This is a genomic window from Methylorubrum rhodesianum (assembly GCF_014199985.1).
Lineage (GTDB): Bacteria > Pseudomonadota > Alphaproteobacteria > Rhizobiales > Beijerinckiaceae > Methylobacterium > Methylobacterium rhodesianum.
The window spans coordinates 145,128-161,486 of sequence record NZ_JACHOS010000013.1; the positions used below are offsets into that span (position 1 = coordinate 145,128).

General features: G+C 66.8%; 13 protein-coding genes. 3 read left to right on the plus strand and 10 right to left on the minus strand.

Annotated features, from left to right (window positions below; genetic code table 11):
- Positions 1 to 23: 23 nt before the first annotated feature.
- Positions 24 to 1,796, minus strand: coding sequence for a glucan ABC transporter ATP-binding protein/ permease (locus HNR01_RS19310; RefSeq protein ID WP_183669189.1), 1,773 nt, complete (start codon positions 1,794 to 1,796; stop codon positions 24 to 26).
- A gap of 268 nt (positions 1,797 to 2,064) precedes the next feature.
- Between HNR01_RS19310 and HNR01_RS19315 the strand changes: the two genes are divergently transcribed.
- Together HNR01_RS19315 and HNR01_RS19320 are read left to right on the plus strand one after the other, a co-directional pair.
- Positions 2,065 to 2,838: a motility protein A gene (locus tag HNR01_RS19315; RefSeq protein ID WP_026105343.1), complete on the plus strand. Its 774-nt coding sequence runs from the start codon at positions 2,065 to 2,067 to the stop codon at positions 2,836 to 2,838.
- Positions 2,839 to 2,852: 14 nt separating this feature from the next.
- Positions 2,853 to 3,686, plus strand: coding sequence for an OmpA/MotB family protein (locus HNR01_RS19320; RefSeq protein ID WP_017483251.1), 834 nt, complete (start codon positions 2,853 to 2,855; stop codon positions 3,684 to 3,686).
- Between the two features lie 3 nt (positions 3,687 to 3,689).
- Here HNR01_RS19320 and HNR01_RS19325 read toward each other — a convergent pair whose 3' ends face one another.
- Both HNR01_RS19325 and HNR01_RS19330 read right to left on the minus strand, forming a co-directional pair.
- Positions 3,690 to 4,196, minus strand: coding sequence for a CAP domain-containing protein (locus tag HNR01_RS19325; protein ID WP_017483250.1), 507 nt, complete (start codon positions 4,194 to 4,196; stop codon positions 3,690 to 3,692).
- A gap of 124 nt (positions 4,197 to 4,320) precedes the next feature.
- Positions 4,321 to 7,098 carry a DUF3772 domain-containing protein gene (locus tag HNR01_RS19330; protein WP_183669191.1) on the minus strand — a complete coding sequence of 926 codons (2,778 nt, stop codon included), beginning with the start codon at positions 7,096 to 7,098 and terminating at the stop codon, positions 4,321 to 4,323.
- A gap of 723 nt (positions 7,099 to 7,821) precedes the next feature.
- Between HNR01_RS19330 and HNR01_RS19335 the strand changes: the two genes are divergently transcribed.
- A complete protein-coding gene (locus tag HNR01_RS19335; protein WP_012457067.1) occupies positions 7,822 to 8,370 on the plus strand; it encodes an HNH endonuclease in 549 nt (182 codons plus the stop codon).
- A 7-nt stretch (positions 8,371 to 8,377) separates the two neighbouring features.
- Here HNR01_RS19335 and HNR01_RS19340 read toward each other — a convergent pair whose 3' ends face one another.
- The 7 genes from HNR01_RS19340 to ftsH all read right to left on the minus strand — a co-directional run bounded on the left by HNR01_RS19340 (position 8,378) and on the right by ftsH (position 16,338).
- The gene (locus tag HNR01_RS19340) at positions 8,378 to 8,629 is read right to left on the minus strand and encodes a hypothetical protein (RefSeq protein WP_183669193.1); all 252 of its coding nucleotides are present in this window, start codon (positions 8,627 to 8,629) and stop codon (positions 8,378 to 8,380) included.
- Between the two features lie 24 nt (positions 8,630 to 8,653).
- Positions 8,654 to 9,553: an outer membrane protein gene (locus HNR01_RS19345; RefSeq protein ID WP_183669195.1), complete on the minus strand. Its 900-nt coding sequence runs from the start codon at positions 9,551 to 9,553 to the stop codon at positions 8,654 to 8,656.
- A 294-nt stretch (positions 9,554 to 9,847) separates the two neighbouring features.
- On the minus strand, positions 9,848 to 10,711 hold the full coding sequence (locus HNR01_RS19350; RefSeq protein ID WP_183669196.1) for an outer membrane protein: 864 nt from the start codon (positions 10,709 to 10,711) through the stop codon (positions 9,848 to 9,850).
- Between the two features lie 177 nt (positions 10,712 to 10,888).
- On the minus strand, positions 10,889 to 11,746 hold the full coding sequence (locus HNR01_RS19355; protein ID WP_183669198.1) for an outer membrane protein: 858 nt from the start codon (positions 11,744 to 11,746) through the stop codon (positions 10,889 to 10,891).
- Positions 11,747 to 12,042: 296 nt separating this feature from the next.
- Positions 12,043 to 13,383 carry a phosphoglucosamine mutase gene (gene glmM, locus HNR01_RS19360; protein ID WP_183669200.1) on the minus strand — a complete coding sequence of 447 codons (1,341 nt, stop codon included), beginning with the start codon at positions 13,381 to 13,383 and terminating at the stop codon, positions 12,043 to 12,045.
- A gap of 149 nt (positions 13,384 to 13,532) precedes the next feature.
- Entirely contained in the window at positions 13,533 to 14,282 is a 750-nt protein-coding gene (locus tag HNR01_RS19365; protein WP_183669202.1) for a sulfite exporter TauE/SafE family protein, read from the minus strand.
- A 127-nt stretch (positions 14,283 to 14,409) separates the two neighbouring features.
- Positions 14,410 to 16,338 (minus strand): ATP-dependent zinc metalloprotease FtsH, encoded by a 1,929-nt coding sequence (gene ftsH, locus HNR01_RS19370; protein ID WP_017483242.1) that lies wholly within the window; start codon positions 16,336 to 16,338, stop codon positions 14,410 to 14,412.
- Positions 16,339 to 16,359: the final 21 nt, after the last annotated feature.

Sequence of the window (16,359 nt, forward strand, 5' to 3'; positions counted from 1 at the left end):
GCTTCGATTGAGCGACCGCCGTGTCAGGCGGCGAGCGGCAGATCGTCTTCCGTCTCGGCCGCCATGAACTGGGCCCGGGCGAGCGCCGCGAAGCGCTGGTTGAGAGCGACCAGCTCATCGAAATCGCCGGCCTCGACGATCTTGCCGTTCTCGAACACGAGGATGCGGTCGGCGTTGCGGATCGTCGCGAGGCGGTGGGCGATCACGAAGGTGGTGCGCCCCTCCATCACCGTCTCCAGCGCCTGCTGCAGCTTGCGTTCGGTCGCCGCGTCGAGGGCGCTGGTGGCCTCGTCGAGGATCAGCATCGGCGGGTTCTTCAGGAGCGCCCGGGCGATTGAGAGCCGCTGGCGCTCGCCGCCGGAGAGCGAGCGGCCGCGCTCGCCGATGATCGTGTCGAGCCCGTCCGGCTGGCGCGCCATGAACTCGCTGGCCTGGGCACGGTCCAGAGCGTCGAGCATCTCGTCATCGGTCGCGTCGGGGCGGCCGACCTGAAGGTTTTCGCGGATCGAGCGGTTGAACAGCATCGGCTCCTGGAACACGACGCCGATGTTGTGGCGCAGACTCGAGAGGCCGATGTCGCGGATGTCGAGACCGTCGATGCGGATGGCGCCGGCGTCCGGGTCGAAGGTCCGGTGCAGCAGGCCCAGCGTCGTCGACTTGCCCGAGCCCGTGGTGCCGACCAGCGCCACGGTCTCGCCGGGACGGGCCGTGAAGGACACGCCGTCGAGCGCGTTGCGGCGGCCGTCGTAGGAGAAGGCGACGTCCTCGAAGCTCACCTCGCCCTCGAACCGGGCGACCTGCTTGGCCTGCGGCCGGTCCCGCACAGTCGGTACGGTGTCGACCACCTCGAAGAACTCGCGCATCTTCGGGGCCTGCATGAACACGCCGTTCACGAAGGTCACGACGTGATCGAGCTTGGTCACGAGCATGGTGGCGAGGCTCATGAAGGCGACGATCTCGCCGACGGTGGCCTCACCCCGCTGGTGCAGGGCGATACCGGTGATGAAGATCGCCGTCATGGTCAGCGTCCCGGAGGCGCGCGTGGCAACGTTGGCCATCGCCCACCAGGACAGGACCGGAATCTGCACCCGCAGCAGGTCGTGGATGATGTCGCGCATCGCCTCCTTCTCGGCACGCGCGCGGGTGAAGGACTGGATCACCGCGACATTGCCGAGCGCGTCGGAGGCGTGGGCGGCGAGACCCGACTGGAATTGCTCGACCTCGCCCTGGAGCGTCTCGGTGCGGCGCATGACGTAGGTCGCGAGTGCCGTGAAGACGAGGACGAGCACGACGAGGATCGCCCCGAGCCGCCAGTTCACGAACAGTGTCAGCGGCAGCAGCACGCCGACGGAGAGCAGCGCGGCGAAGTGCTCGCGGAAGAAGTTGAGCCAGACCCAGGCCATGGCGTTCGTGCCTTCCAGCATCGCCTTCAGCACGCGGCCCGAATGGTTGGACGAATGGAAGGCGATCGGCAGTTCGAGCACGTGCTCGAAGAAATTCGCCATGGTGGAGAGCCGGTTGCGGTGGGCCAGCCGGTCGGAATGCAGGGCGATCGCCACGCCCGCGCCGATGGTGAACAGGCCGAACACCACCCAGGAAACGATCCAGGGCACCAGCGCGGTCGCCGGCGTGTCCTTGGACAGATGGGTGAGGCCGTCGATGATACGGCCCATGATCAGCGGCTCGGCGAAGGCCGCCACCGCGAGCGCGACATTGGCCACGATCAGACCGGTGGCCAGCCGCTTCTCCGCTCCGAGCAGGCTCAGAACCCGCGCATAGAGTCGAATCATCGACATCGTGCTTTCGCTCCCCGCCCCATTCGGCTGCGGCCGTGGGGTCCCGTCGTTGGAACCGGATTGATCCGGCGCCGGCCGACCGTGAGGCTGCGGTTGTCCGCGAAACGCCACTCGGGCAATCGGCACGGGCACTTATGGCGTCCCGCCCCTGAACGGCACATGACGGCGAATGGTCGGTTCGTCCAAGCCCCTTTACGGTTCCTTCAGCCTGTTTTTTTACACCTCGGGGACGGCCGGCAGGATCGGCCGGGCTTCGGGCGTCGGCGTCATGGATCTCGCAACCGGTATCGGGCTGCTCGGCGGCGTCGGCGTGGTGTTCACGCTGATCATGATCGATGGCGGCAATTTCGCCGCCTATTTCGACAAGCACGCCGTGATCGTGATCTTCGGCGGCGCCATCGCCGCGACGATGATCCGCTTCCCGTTTTCCACCATGCTGCACGGCCTGCCGATGGGCCTGCGCTACGCCTTCACCATGCGCTCGGTGAAGCCGCACGAGTTGATCGAAGAAATCACCAAGATCGCCGATGTGGTGCGCAAGTCCGGCCCGATCGCCCTGGAGAACATGGAGATCTCCGATCCGTTCCTGGCCCAGGGCGCGCGCTACATCGCCGACGGCTACGACCGCGACTTCATCCGCGACACGATGGAGCGCGACCGCGACAACTTCCTGATGCATCTCGACGAGGGCTCGAAGATCTACCGCGCCTTCGGCGACTGCGCCCCGGCCTGGGGCATGATCGGCACCATCCTCGGCATGGTGACGATGTTCGCCAACATGTCCGACCCCTCGAAGCTCGGGCCCGCCATGGCGACCGCGCTGCTCGCGACGCTCTACGGCGCGCTGATCGCCAACATGGTCACCCTGCCGATCGCCGACAAGCTGCACGTGAAGCTCGAGGAGGAGGATGTGTCCCGCTCCCTCATCATCGACGGCATCCTGCTGATCCGTGACCAGAAGAGCCCCTCGCTGGTGCGTGAGATGCTGATCGCCTACCTGCCGGCCAACCACCGCGAGGATCTCGCCGCGGAAGCGGCGTGACGGGAGCGTAGGCGGTGGCCAAGAAGAAGCGCGGCGGCGCCCATGGCGGTCACGGCTGGTTCGTGACCTTCGCCGACCTGATGGCGCTCCTGATGAGCTTCTTCGTCATGATCGCCGCCTACTCGACCCAGGACCAGAAGAAGCTGCAGGTCGTCGCCGGCTCGATGCGCGATGCCTTCGGCGTGAACAAGGAATCGAAATTCGCCGGCATTCTCGAAAGCGAAGGGATACCGACCGCCGACAAGTTCAAGCATCTGCGCGACGTGCCGCCCGAGCGTGCCACCGACCGCACGACGCCGCCGCAGATCGACAGCGGGCTGGACGACGGCATCCCCGACCGCGGCTTCCCGGATGCCTTCGGACAGGCCGCCGCCTCCCTGCGGCAGGCGATGCAGGACATGCCGGAGGTGGCGGAACTGTCGAAGAACGTGATCATCGCGCCGAGCCGGAAGGGCCTCGACGTGTCGATCGTCGATCAGGACGGCCGCTCGATGTTCCCGGAAGGGTCGAGCCGTCCCAACGACCGCACCCGGCGGCTCCTGGAGCGCCTCGCGCCGACGCTGATGAAGCTGCCGAACCGCATCGCCGTGACCGGCTTCACCGCGACCACGCGCCCCGGCACCCGCGACACCGCCCCGCCCTGGGAACTCTCGGCCAACCGCGCTCTGAGCGTGCGCGACGTCCTGGCCAATGCCGGGCTGCCCGACGACCGCTTCGCCTCGGTCACGGGCAAGGCGGATACCGAGCCGATGTTCCCCGACAATCCCTATCTCGCGGCCAACCGCCGGGTGACGGTGACGCTTCTCTCGGAGCCGCCGCCGACGCCGAACGGCAGGGTTCTGCCCTGACGGCTATTTGGACACCAGCAGCGCCCAATAGACCTTGTACTTGGAGCCCGGCGCGTAGGCGGTTGCGATGCCCATGCGCTTCGCCTCCGGCGCGAGCATGACCGCCCGGTGCGGAGGGCTGTCGCGCCATCCGGAAAAGGCTTCCGCGAGCGTGTGGTAGCCGGCCGAAAGGTTTGCGTCGGCCCCATCGTAGCCGAGGCGGGTCACCGCGGCGCGCACCGTCTGACTCTTGCTCGGCCGATCGGAAGCAGCCATGGCAGCGGCCTCGGTCTCGGCCAAGCGCTGCAATTCCGGGTCGACGACGAGCGGTGCGAAGCCGTTGTTGCGCCGATAGGCCGAGATCATGTCCCGCGCCGCGCCGGTATCAACGGCGGTGCTGCCGGTGGTGAGCGGTAGATACATGCTCGGCATGCCGGTCGCTTCCGGTGCGATCTGTCCCGCGCAGCCCTGGAGCAGGGTCACGAGGGCGAGCACCGCGGGCGCGGCAAGATTGGTGTGACGTCCGAGCACGACAGCGTGTTTCCCGTGAACGAAGGATTCAGGTGGCCCCTGCCCGCGGGAAACTCAAGTGTATCGGTGCGGCCGGCCCCGCTATCCTCAGGGCCGGCCTCGCCGTCTGTCGATCCGGCTTGGTCTAGCCATGGCGTCGCAGGGACACGTCCTGCGACGCGCCGGTCGGCCGGCGGGGCGCCTCCTTCGAGTCGGATGACGGCGTGTCGTCCGCCGCTCTCTCCTCGCTCTGGGAGCGGGGGGGAGCCGGCGGTGCGATGACCTGCGCCGCCGGGCTGCCGACCGCGTGGGCAATCTGTCCGAGCGCGTCGCGCACCGGTTCGAGACCCTGCACGGTGATGAAGCTCGAAGCCGGGCCCATCGGCGGGATGAACTCGGCGTCGGCCAGGGCCTTGAACACCGAGAAGTTCAAGTCGCTCTGCACCTTCTGGCCGAGATTGACGTCGACCACCATGGCGATCAGCTCGAACTCGAGGAAGGGATCGCCGATCTTCTTGAACACCACCCGCGGCGCCGGCTCCTTGAGCACGTCCGGATGCGCCTTGGCGCAGGCGACCATCATCTCGGCCGCCGCCACCGGGTCCTTGCTGCGAAGGACGTTGACCGAGATGATCACCCGACCGGTCCGGTCGCCGCGCACGCGGTTCTTCACGATGCCGGAGATCAGGTTCGAGTTCGGCACGATGACCGCCGAGCGATCGAAGGTCTGGATCTCGGTGGAGCGCACCGAGATGCGCCGCACGATGCCCTCGCTGTCGCCGATCAGCACCTGATCGCCGACGCGAATCGGGCGCTCCCAGAGAAGCAGAAGGCCCGAGACGAAGTTGTTGACGATCGACTGCAGGCCGAAACCGATACCGACGGAGAGGGCACCGGCGACGATGGTCAGCTTTTCGAGGCTGAGGCCGAGATAGGAGAAGGCCAGAGCCAGGGCGAGCAGGAAGCCGACATAGCCGGCCACCGTCGAAATCGAGTTGCGCAGACCCGCGTCGAGGTCGGTCGCGGGAAGATAGGTGTTCTCCAGCCAGCGCTGCACGCCGCGAGTGATGAAGACGCCGAGCACCAGGATGCCGACGCCGAAGGCGATCGCGGAGAGCGAGATCGTGACGTCGCCGACCTTGAACCCGAAGAAGGCCGTGCGAATCGACGAGAAGATATCCGTCGAGTCGAGCCCCCAGGGTGCGAGCGCGAGGAGCGCGGCGACAGCGATCAGCAGGACGCGGGAAAAGCCCGTGGCCAGCACCGCGATCTGGTTGAGCGAGCGCTTGCGCAGGCCGGTATTGGCCTGGAGCGTCGTGGCGATGCGGGTGTCCTCGCACAGCGAGCCGCCGATCAGGACGTCGGCGCTGACGATCAGGAGCCAGAGCAGCACGAGGATGCTGGCGCTCCAGATCAGCTGATCGACGACGAACGCCGAGAACGCGACGTAGCCGACGAGCGGCGCGACCGCGATCACGGCGACCGCGACCCAGCCGAGCAGCCGAAGCGGGCCGCCGATATTCGACGAGGTCTCGGTGCCGACATAGGGGCCGAAGCACTCCTCCTCCTTCTCCGCCGTGTCGGCGAACCGATGGAGGCCGATGGCGAGCAGCAGCGCCGCCGAGATAGCTCCGATGCCGCGGGTGGCGATCGAGATCGGCAGGGCGGCGTAGATCGCCGAATTGAGGGCTTCCGTCGATTTCGATACCGTGATGACTACGGCGATGCTGACGGCGAGCGCGGTGATGCGCCATGCGGCGGCATCCGAGACCGGTGCGGGACGCCAGGCCGGCTTGTTGACCGCGAGCAGGGCGTCGGCCGTCGCCTCGACGAAGGCGATAAAGGCGATGCCGCCGAGAATGGTGCTGGCGACCGGCAGGAAGCGGGCCGGCAGCAGCTCGGTCACATCGAGGGCGTAGTAGACGGCATAGCTTCCCGCCAGGGCCGGCAGGGTCCCGAGAAGGAGCACGCGCCAAGCACCGAGGAGCTTGGCGCGCTTCGAGGGATTGGTGACATTGATGTCCCGGCGCCCCAGGGCCGGAGCGATGTTGCGGCGTCCGAAATACAGAGCGACGGACAGACCGAGGGCGAGGCCGAGGACCAGCAGGTTCCACAGGTTGCCGTTTCGGCGGAACAGGGAGACGGTGTCGTCGAAGCCGCTTTTCAGCGAGCTGATGTCCCGCGGGATGTCGGCGCCGACCCTCATCCAGAGATCGGGGGTCAGCAGCGATGAGCTGCGCTCGAAAAGGCCGCGTGTGAAGGCGGCGCGGCGGCGGTTCGAGATCTGATCGACGATCTGATCGCTCTGCACCAGCAGAGACTTCGCCAAGCGCTGGGTGCCGTCGATGTCGTTGACGGCCTGCTCGCGCTCCGCGCGCTCGCGGGCGACCTCCTCGCTCTCTTCGCCTTCCTTCGGCTTCGGGCCGATCTGGGCCAGACGCTCGCGGGCGGCCTCTAGGCGCGGTCCGAGCAGGTCGATGATCGACCGCAGCCGGTCAGCGAGCGGATCGAGTCCGTCGCGGGCACGGGTGAGATCCCCCGCGCCGACATTCGGGCCGGTGATCGCCTTCTCCCGCGCTTCGAGATCCGCCTTGATCGTATCGAGCCGGTCCCGAAGGGTCTGTAGAGCCTCCGAGGTGGGGGCCTTCGGCGCGGCCGGCTTGGCGGCCGGCGCCGCTTGCCCGTTGGCAGGAGCCGGCGGATTGTTCGCCGGGGTCGGCGCGGCGGTCGGCTGCTTGGCCGCCGGAGCCTGCGCGGCCGGAGCCTGCGCGGCCGGAGCCTGCGCGGCCGGTGCTTGCGCCGCTGGCGGACTCCCCTGCCCCACCGCCGGGTTCGGAAGGACGGCGGTCGCGGCCAGCGTCGCGATCAGGGCTGTGCCGACGATCCTATGGCGGAAGCGGGTGAGAAGGCAGCGTCGTAGCATTGTCATCCTTCGCGGGAGGAACGGTTCGCGTCGGGTTGGCGGCGCTGAGGCAGCCACGCCGCCTCGATTGCGCAAGCCCGCGCGACGGCCGCCTCGGGCGAGCCGATACGGGAGTTCCGCCGTGATGCCCTCGAGCTAGGGCCCCGGCCCGGGCTTCCCAGGGGAGCGCGGACAAACTTTTTGCAGCGCACAACAACCCGCCGCAAAGCGCGACCCATGGCTCTGTGCCGCAATCTCTGCCCGCGCAATTGGGCGAAAGCGTGCGGGATCGGGCGATCAAAGTCCGATTCGTAGGAAAAATCAGCCGCCGCGACGTCACGAACCACCGGCTCGCCTTCACAAGCTTGTCACGCTGATATTACACTAAGCGTCGATGGACTTGGCCATATCCTCACGCAGCGAGGAGGCGGCGCTGATCGTCCGCCCTGCCACGCTTCGGCTCGAACCGGCAAGATTCGCCGGTCGGGGGAGCTTTCGGCGTCAAGATCCCACTGGTTTCATCTACATCCGCCGCCCCGCTGGAGCGCACCGCGCGCCGGCTGCGGTGAGAGCGCGCGCGACGGGTCGGAGACTCGTGGCCGTACCGGAGCGCCATGCCCACCGGTTCGGATCCGAGGCACCTCCTAGGCTCCGACCGGCGCGGGCACGGCATGGCCCTTGTGACATCCAGCGTCCAAGGCCGAGGCGCCCGAAGGGCGCCGTCACGAGCAGTGAGTGGCGTCGATGATCGATCTGCAAACCCTGGTGCTCAACGCGGATTACCGGCCGCTTTCCTACAATCCGCTCTCGTTGTGGTCCTGGAAGGACGCGTTCACGGCCCTGTTTCTCGACCGCGTCACCCTCGTCGCGAACTACGACATCGAGGCCCACAGCCCGAGCCGGTCCCTGAAGGTGCCGAGCGTGGTCGCTCTCAAGAGTTACGTGGCGCTCGCCCGCAGCCCGGCCTTCACGCGCTACAACATCTATCTGCGCGACACCTTCACCTGCCAGTACTGCGGTCTCCGCCTTCCCTCGGGCGGTCTGACTTTCGATCACGTCGTGCCCCGCTCCCGCGGCGGCCTCTCCACCTGGGAAAACGTCGTGGCGGCCTGCTCGCCCTGCAACCTTCGCAAGGCCAACCGCACGCCGGACGAGGCGGAGATGCCCCTTCTGAACGAGCCGCACCGGCCGACGCGTCACGAACTCCACCGCCGCCAACCGGAGTTCGACCACCGGCAATATCACCACACCTGGCTCGATTATCTTTACTGGGACAGCGAGCTCGACAGCTGAGCCGGCGTCAGCGCAGCGGCTGCGGCGGCTCGTTGAACATCGGCTGGTTGGTCGGTCGCGGGACATAGGCCCGGACGGCAAGCCTCTCGACCGGCGGTGCGCGGAAGCGCGGACGCGGATCGCGGTAGGGCGTTTCCGGCGGGAGTGCCGTCACCGCCGAGTGCGGTGCCGTCCGCCTCCTGGTTTCGCTGGCCTCAGCCTGCGAAATCGCCGCGAAACCGGCCAGTGTCGCGGCGGCGAGCGGAAGCAGGTGGCGCATCGGAGGCCCTCGTGGTCGGTCGTATCAGAACTTGATGGCGGCGCCACCGCGCACGGTGTTCAGCTCAGCCTTGTGGCCCTGGAAGTCGTTGAACAACACGTATTGATATTCGCCACGTAGCAGGAAGTTCGACGTGATGGCATATTCGATGCCGCCACCGACGGCGAGGCCGACGACGGTGACTTTCTTCGTCGCCCCGTAGAGGGTGCCGGGTGCGGGGATGCTGCCGGGCGGATTTGTCTGACTGAAGGATGAGTAGCCGTAGTTTTTGATGTAGGTCGTCGTACCGCCTGTTTGATTGGCGGTGTAGGCGGCGTTATCGTAGGCGTAGTTTTGCACTGAAACCGTGTCGCTGACCGTCGCCCGGCCAACCGCGAGACCGCCTGTGAAGAATGGCAGAAGATTTCCGAAGGCGTAGCCGAGGCGGCCCCGAACTGTCCCATAATCCTCGATTTCGGTACTTGCCTGGCCATTCAGTGCGACTGTGGTGAGGAAGCCGTCATTCGTGATTCTGAAGCGAGCGATACGATCGAAGGAAGATCCGGATCTTCCGAAATAGGTGTAATCGGCTTCCAGGCCAGCGACGACGTCTTCGAACTGATAGTTGATGCCGGCAAAAACGCCGTAGCTGGCTCCGCCGGAATGGGTTGCGCGCGTCGCGAGATATTGAGACGCTCCCATCTCGATCTCTGCAACGGTGTTGCGGAGCGCATTCGCTACGATCGGTTGGAAAGCGTTGTTGAAGCCCAGGGCGGCCGACGAGTAGCCGCCATGTCCGCCGACGTAGAACCCGCTCCAATCGATCAGCGGAGCCGTGGAGACGTAGTCGTCATCAGCGCCGCGCAAGACGCCGTAGTCGAGGTCGGCCGCGAGAGCAGGCGATACTAGAACGGAAGTCAGAAGGGCCAGGGTCGCGATGCGCATCGTCGTCGTCCTCACGCACCGGGCCGTCGCGGCGCCGGGCTGACCCATTCGTACTATCTCGGTAACCTTAATTTTTTATGCTGAACCAACATTGGTTGGCGTCCCGAGATGACGGGCGCTGCGCTCCGGACATCAGATCGAGCCGGATCGGCGACTCTTCTGTTCGAGTATCGTGCTGTGTTGGATACCGGCCTATGCCGTTCGGCGCGTGGCGGATTGCCGGCGCGCGAAACGGGAACGGCGCCCGGGATCCACCCGGACGCCGTGTGTCGACGAATGACAGCTCTGGTCGGTTCAGTTGCCGAAGTTCTGGGCGGCGGTCGGGAGCAGGCCGTCGGCGAAGCGGTAGCGCAGGCCGACCCTGAACTCGTTGGCCGCCAGATCCTTCACCCGGGTGAGGCCGCCATACTCGTCCAGCCCGCTGCGAAGCCGGCCGAGATTGATGTAGCGGTAGGCCGCATCGAGGCTGAAGCCGGCGCCGATATCGTAGGACACACCGGCGGTCAGCGCCCACGCAAAGGTCGTCACCGAATGGTTGGCGCGGAAGGCGGGGTCGCGGGGCCCTGTGCCGGCGGCGCCGTCGCAGCCATCGATGAGGCAGGTCGTCTGCGTGTAGTTGCGGCGCATGCTCATGTCGGCGAAGCCGATGCCGGCGCCGACATAGGGCGTGAACCCGTACCACTTTCCGATGTCGGCGTAGACGTTGACGAGACCCGTCAGCACGTCGACCTTGCCGGCCTCGAGGTTGTAGCCGGTCTGAAACACCGAGCGCGAGGAGTAGCCGCGGAAGGAAGAGGTACCGCGCTGGTCGATCGTGGCGTCGACGCGCAGCCAGGGATTGATCTGATAGCCGATGCCGCCGCCGTAGCCCGCTTCCGAGCTCAGCCGCAGCCCGACCAGGGGCGGCATGCCGGGATCGCTCGGATCGGGAATGGCGTCGTCGCGGGGGTGATCGTACCAGGTCTGCGTGAAGTCGCCCCGAAGATACCAGCCGCTGCCGATGACCACCGGTTCGGCCCGAACGGGCGGTGGCGGCGGCGGCGGAAGCAGGTCGGCGGCGGTGGCGGCGCCGGGAAGTGCGAAGGACCCGGTCAGGGCCCCTAACAGCGTGCCGGTCGCGAGCGTGGCCGCCAGCGCCAGACGATGCGATACGAACATGGGAAGCCTCGTCGGAGATGGCGGCAGGAGATGGCCGCGCCTCGATCGACCGGTAGTCTTTTCGATAAAGGTTATGATCGGCTTAACCTTAACCGGATCCGGCCGCGCGGACGCGAAAACAGCAACGGCGCGGGAAGGCTCCGCGCCGTGCCAAAGTGCATCGAGAGGGTTCGGCAATCAGTACTTGCGGACCAGCGGCGGGGGCGGCGCGTAATCGACGGCGGCGACCGCAACGGGAGCACCGAACATGTAGCGCAAGCCGACCTTGACGTCGTGCGATTCGAGTTCCTTCATCCGGTAGACCGTCTTCGGGCAGTCCGGCGCGCAGGTCACCACGCCGGTCGCGGCCTCGCCCATGTTGAGGAAGCGGTAGGCCGCCTCGAACCGGAGGTTCTGCGTCACGGCGTAACCGAGACCGGCGTGGAGCGCCCAGGCGAAGTTCGTCCGCTCGTTGTGCCGGCCGATGCCGTAGCCACCCTCATACGCGCCGTAGCCCTTGTCCGTCACACCGCCGAAGCTGTGATGAGCGACACCGATGCCGGCGCCGACGAACGGTGTAATGCCGTACCACGTGCCGAGATCGATGTAGCCGTTGGCGAGGCCGACGATGGAGTCGAACTTGCCGCTCGTGACGTTGTAGCCACCGGTATCACCGAATGTCTTGTCTTCGGCGACGAAGCTCCACGTGCTACGGAAACGGTATTCGCCGGTCGCGTCGACGCGCAGCCACGGGTTGATCTGGTAGCCGACGCCGGCACCGACAAAGTACTGGTTCGAAACCTTATCCTGTATGACGGCGTAGTCGTACGGCTTGGGCGGGTGCGAAACGTCCTCGGCGATGCTCTTGCGCAGGTCGAGCGAGCCATAGCCGCCATCCACGCGCAGATACCATCCACCGGCAAACACCTCCGGTTCGGGCAGCGGCGCCGGCATGGGGAGAGGCAGGTCGGCGGCCTGTGCAAGGCAGGGCACCCCGACGCCCGCGAGGAGCGTGAGGGTGCGCGCCAATGCGGGAATTCTGGAGCGGCGGCGCATTAAGATATCCTTCACCCATCGAGCGCGCCGAAAGGTCAGGCCGGCCCGAGATGCGGAGAGAAGGATGGTCTATGAAGGTTAAGTCAGACTTAACGTAAAAATTTAGTCTTGCTGACTCCTTTCTCCGCTTGCTGAAGTTTCGAGATAGTCAGTGCCAATCGTCGATTGCGCCGTGCGATTGAAAATCGCCTTTGACGGAGGGCTTTGCTGTCCGCGTTCACACGCCCTGCGGGTCACCGCTCAAGTTGAACAGGCCCCCGTATCGAGCGAGGGCCCAGGTTCAAGAGAGTGGCGCTTCAGGCCGCAGCGCGGGTGACGGCATCCACCACCTCGTCCACCACTTCGGCAACAAGGTCGTGGTCGTCGCCCTCGGCCATCACGCGGATGACGGGTTCGGTGCCGGAAGGACGGATGACGAGGCGCCCCGACTGGCCGAGCCGATCCTTGGCATGAGCGATGGCCGTCACCACCGAATCCGCCCGCAGCGGTTCGCCGGAACGGAAACGCACGTTCTTGAGGATCTGCGGCAGCGGCTCGAAGCAGTGGCAGACTTCGCTGACCGGCAGGTTGCGGCGCTTCACGACGCTGAGCAGTTGCAGGGCGGCCACGAGGCCGTCACCGGTGGTGGCGTAATCCGACATGATGATGTGGCCGGACTGCTCTCCACCGAGGTTGTAGCCGTGCTCGCGCATGTGCTCGAGGACGTAGCGGTCGCCCACGGCCGTGCGGGCGAGCGTGAGGCCGAGCCCGTTGATGAAGCGTTCGAGACCGAGATTCGACATGATGGTCGCGACGAGGCCTGGCTGGGTGAGGCGCTCGTCCTCCTTCCACGATTGGGCCACGGCCGCCATGAGCTGGTCACCGTCGACCTTCTGACCCTTCTCGTCCACGATCAGGACGCGGTCGGCATCACCGTCGAGGGCGATGCCGACATCGGCGCGCAGCTCCCGCACTTTCTGCACGAGGGCCTCCGGCGCGGTCGAGCCGACATCGTGGTTGATGTTGAAGCCGTCGGGCTCGACGCCGATGGAGATCACTTCGGCGCCCAGCTCCCAGAGTGTCTCCGGAGCGACGCGGTAGGCGGCGCCGTTGGCGCAGTCCACGACGACGCGCAGGCCGTCGAGAGTCACGTGGCGGGGCAGCGTGCGCTTGGCGAACTCGATGTAGCGCGCATGCACGCTCTCGATCCGCTTGGCACGGCCGAGGTCGCGCGAGCTGGCGAGGCGGCGGCGCATGTCGCCGTCGATCAGGCTCTCGATTTCCAATTCCAGCTCATCGTTGAGCTTGAACCCGTCGGGTCCGAACAGCTTGATGCCGTTGTCCTCGAACGGGTTGTGCGAGGCCGAGATCATCACGCCGATATCGGCGCGCATCGAGCGGGTCAGCATGGCGACGGCGGGGGTCGGCATCGGACCCAGCAGCAGCACATCCATGCCGACGGAGGTGAAGCCGGCGACGAGCGCGGTCTCGATCATGTAGCCCGACAGCCGCGTATCCTTGCCGATCACGACGCGGTGGCGATGGTCGCCGCGCTGGAAGATCAGGCCCGCGGCCTGCCCGATCTTGAGGGCGAGTTCCGGCGTGATGACCCCGTTGGCCCGGCCGCGAATGCCATCGGTTCCGAAGTGTTTGCGCAACGTCGCTTCTCCGCGCTCGGCGTGGCTCGCAGACGGCCACATTACCAGACAACGACCCGGGCCGGCGGAGCGGATCGCGGGCGTGGTGAATCGGTTGCTCCGCGACAAAGGCGGTCGAAATGGGGCGGCTGCGGCCGTTCGAGGGGCCGCTATCGGAGAAGATGCGGCAGGGCCGACACGAGGAGGGCGACACCCGAGGCGGTGAGGAGGCTCAGGACGATCCTGCGGAAGCCGGCTTCACTCAATCCGACGTAAATGCGGGCACCGATGAGCGCGGGGACGAGCATGGCCGGGAGTACCAGAGCGATCATCGGCAGCATGCTGCGGGTGATGAGCCCGGAGGCGACGTAGACGACGAGCGTGACGGCGAGCATCGACAGGTTGAAGTTCTGGATGACCGTGCGCTGCACGTCGCGCTCGTAGCCCCGGAGGGTGCACCAGAGCGTCGGCAGCGTGCCCGTGAACCCTCCGAGCCCCCCGAGGACGCCGCCGCCGAGGCCGACGACCGCGTCGGCGATCCGACCGCCGAAGGTGATGCGGGGCAGATCCTTCGACAGGAGCATCGCCGGGCACCACAGGACGAGGACGGCGCCCAGGACGGCTTTGAACCAGTGGATGTCGAGGTGCGGCAGCAGGAAGGCGCCGAGAGGGACTCCGGCGAGACCGCCGAGCACGAAGGGCGCCAGCAAGCCGATCGCGAAGCCACGGCGCACGGTGAAGGCGGCGATGACTTGGCCGGCGAGTGCGCCCGAGACCGCGAGAGCCGCCGCAAGCTGCGGATCGATCACCCAGACCCAGATCGACATGGCCACGAGGCCGAATGCGAACCCGGACAGCCCTTGGACGAAGCCGGCGACCGCCGCGCCGAGGGCGACGATCAGGGTGACCGAACTCGGCATGATCGGCCGTTCCGTCGAGAATTCGAGAGCGATTGATGATGAAGTGGCCGCTCGATGTGCAGCCGGACGGGAGGCAGACACGAAAAGGGGCGCCGCACGGCGCCCCCTTCCCTACCCCTGGTCTGGTTCAGCCCTGCGGTTGCGGGCTGGGCTCGAGACCGCCGTCGCTGCCGCGGGGGCGGCCGCGTCCGGTCGAGGGGACCGGGGATCCGCGCGCCGGAGTCGGCGGCACATCGCCCGAGTCGCGCACCGGCGGCTCGCCCTGAAGCAGCTTCCGGATCTCCTCGCCCGAGAGCGTCTCGTACTCCAGCAGTCCCTGCGCCAGCGCCTCGAGGTCGTCCTTGTGCTCGCCCAGGATGCGGCGGGCTTCCTCCAGGCCGGCCTCGACGAGGCGCCGCACTTCGGCGTCGATCTTCTGAGCGGTCGCCTCCGAGACCGTCTGCTGACGGCCCATCGACATGCCGAGGAAAACCTCGTCGTTGTTGTCGCCGTAGGCCACGGTGCCGAGCTCCGGCGAGAAGCCCCAGCGGGTCACCATCATCTTCGCCAGCCGCGTCGCCTGCTCGATGTCCGACTGTGCGCCCGAGGTCACCTTCTCGGGTCCGAAGATCATCTCCTCGGCAATGCGCCCACCCATCATGATCGCCAGACGCGAGGTCATCTGCTCGTAGGACATCGACAATTTGTCGCGCTCGGGCAGCTGCATGACCATGCCCAGCGCACGGCCGCGCGGAATGATCGTCGCCTTGTGGACCGGATCGGTCGCGGGAACGTTCAGAGCGACGATGGCGTGGCCGCCCTCATGGTAGGCGGTGAGGCGCTTCTCGTCCTCGGTCATGACCAGGGTGCGGCGCTCCGCGCCCATCATCACCTTGTCCTTGGCGTCCTCGAACTCGTGCATCGTGACGATGCGTTTTCCGCGACGCGCCGCCAGCAAGGCCGACTCGTTGACGAGGTTCATCAGGTCGGCGCCCGAGAAACCCGGAGTGCCGCGAGCAATGGTCTTGAGGTCGACGTCGGGCGCCAGCGGCACCTTGCGGACGTGGACGCGCAGGATGCGCTCGCGGCCGGTGACGTCCGGGTTCGGCACCATGATCTGACGGTCGAAGCGGCCGGGACGCAGCAGCGCCGGGTCGAGCACGTCGGGGCGGTTGGTCGCCGCAATGATGATGACGCCCTCGTTGGCCTCGAAGCCGTCCATCTCGACGAGAAGCTGGTTGAGGGTCTGCTCACGCTCGTCGTTGCCGCCGCCGAGACCCGCGCCGCGGTGACGGCCGACCGCGTCGATCTCGTCGATGAAGATGATGCAGGGCGCGTTCTTCTTGGCCTGCTCGAACATGTCGCGCACACGGCTCGCGCCGACACCGACGAACATCTCGACGAAGTCCGAGCCCGAGATCGTGAAGAACGGCACGTTGGCCTCGCCCGCCACCGCTCGGGCGATCAGGGTCTTACCGGTGCCGGGCGGGCCGACGAGGAGCACGCCGCGGGGGATCCGGCCGCCGAGACGCTGGAACTTCTGCGGGTCACGCAGGAACTCCACGATCTCCTGAAGATCCTCCTTGGCCTCCTCGACACCGGCGACGTCCTCGAAGGAAACGCGGCCATGCGCCTCGTTCAGAAGCTTGGCCTTTGACTTGCCGAAGCCCATGGCGCGGCCCGCGCCGGACTGCATCTGGCGCGAGAGGAAGATCCAGGCGCCGATGAACACGAGAATCGGCAGCCAGCTCACGAGAAGCTGGATGAACCAGGGCGTGTTGTCGGAGGGCGGGCGCGCGGTGATCTGCACGCCCTTGGCCTGAAGCTTCGAAACGAGGCTCGGGTCGTTCGGCAGGTAGCTCGAGAAATTGCCGCCGCCCACATAGGTGCCGCTGACATCCTGACCCGAAATCGTGACGGACTGGATCTTGCCGGCATCGGCGTCGTTCAGAAGCTGGCTGTAGGCGATCTCGCTGCCGCCGCCGCGGTGACCCGGGTTCTGGAACAGGGTCACGAGGGCGAGCACCAGCAGGAAGATGACGACCCACAGGGCGAAATTGCGGAAATTCGGGTTCATCGATCGGTCCTGGGAGGCGTG

What these genes read in the sequence shown, in the direction of transcription:
- HNR01_RS19350 (WP_183669196.1), bottom strand. Translation starts at nt 10,711, where the DNA reads ATGTTCGTATCGCATCGTCTGGCGCTGGCGGCCACGCTCGCGACCGGC.
- HNR01_RS19335 (WP_012457067.1), top strand. Translation starts at nt 7,822, where the DNA reads ATGATCGATCTGCAAACCCTGGTGCTCAACGCGGATTACCGGCCGCTT.
- ftsH (WP_017483242.1), bottom strand. Translation starts at nt 16,338, where the DNA reads ATGAACCCGAATTTCCGCAATTTCGCCCTGTGGGTCGTCATCTTCCTG.
- HNR01_RS19340 (WP_183669193.1), bottom strand. Translation starts at nt 8,629, where the DNA reads ATGCGCCACCTGCTTCCGCTCGCCGCCGCGACACTGGCCGGTTTCGCG.
- HNR01_RS19330 (WP_183669191.1), bottom strand. Translation starts at nt 7,098, where the DNA reads ATGCTACGACGCTGCCTTCTCACCCGCTTCCGCCATAGGATCGTCGGC.
- HNR01_RS19355 (WP_183669198.1), bottom strand. Translation starts at nt 11,746, where the DNA reads ATGCGCCGCCGCTCCAGAATTCCCGCATTGGCGCGCACCCTCACGCTC.
- HNR01_RS19365 (WP_183669202.1), bottom strand. Translation starts at nt 14,282, where the DNA reads ATGCCGAGTTCGGTCACCCTGATCGTCGCCCTCGGCGCGGCGGTCGCC.
- HNR01_RS19315 (WP_026105343.1), top strand. Translation starts at nt 2,065, where the DNA reads ATGGATCTCGCAACCGGTATCGGGCTGCTCGGCGGCGTCGGCGTGGTG.
- HNR01_RS19345 (WP_183669195.1), bottom strand. Translation starts at nt 9,553, where the DNA reads ATGCGCATCGCGACCCTGGCCCTTCTGACTTCCGTTCTAGTATCGCCT.
- HNR01_RS19310 (WP_183669189.1), bottom strand. Translation starts at nt 1,796, where the DNA reads ATGTCGATGATTCGACTCTATGCGCGGGTTCTGAGCCTGCTCGGAGCG.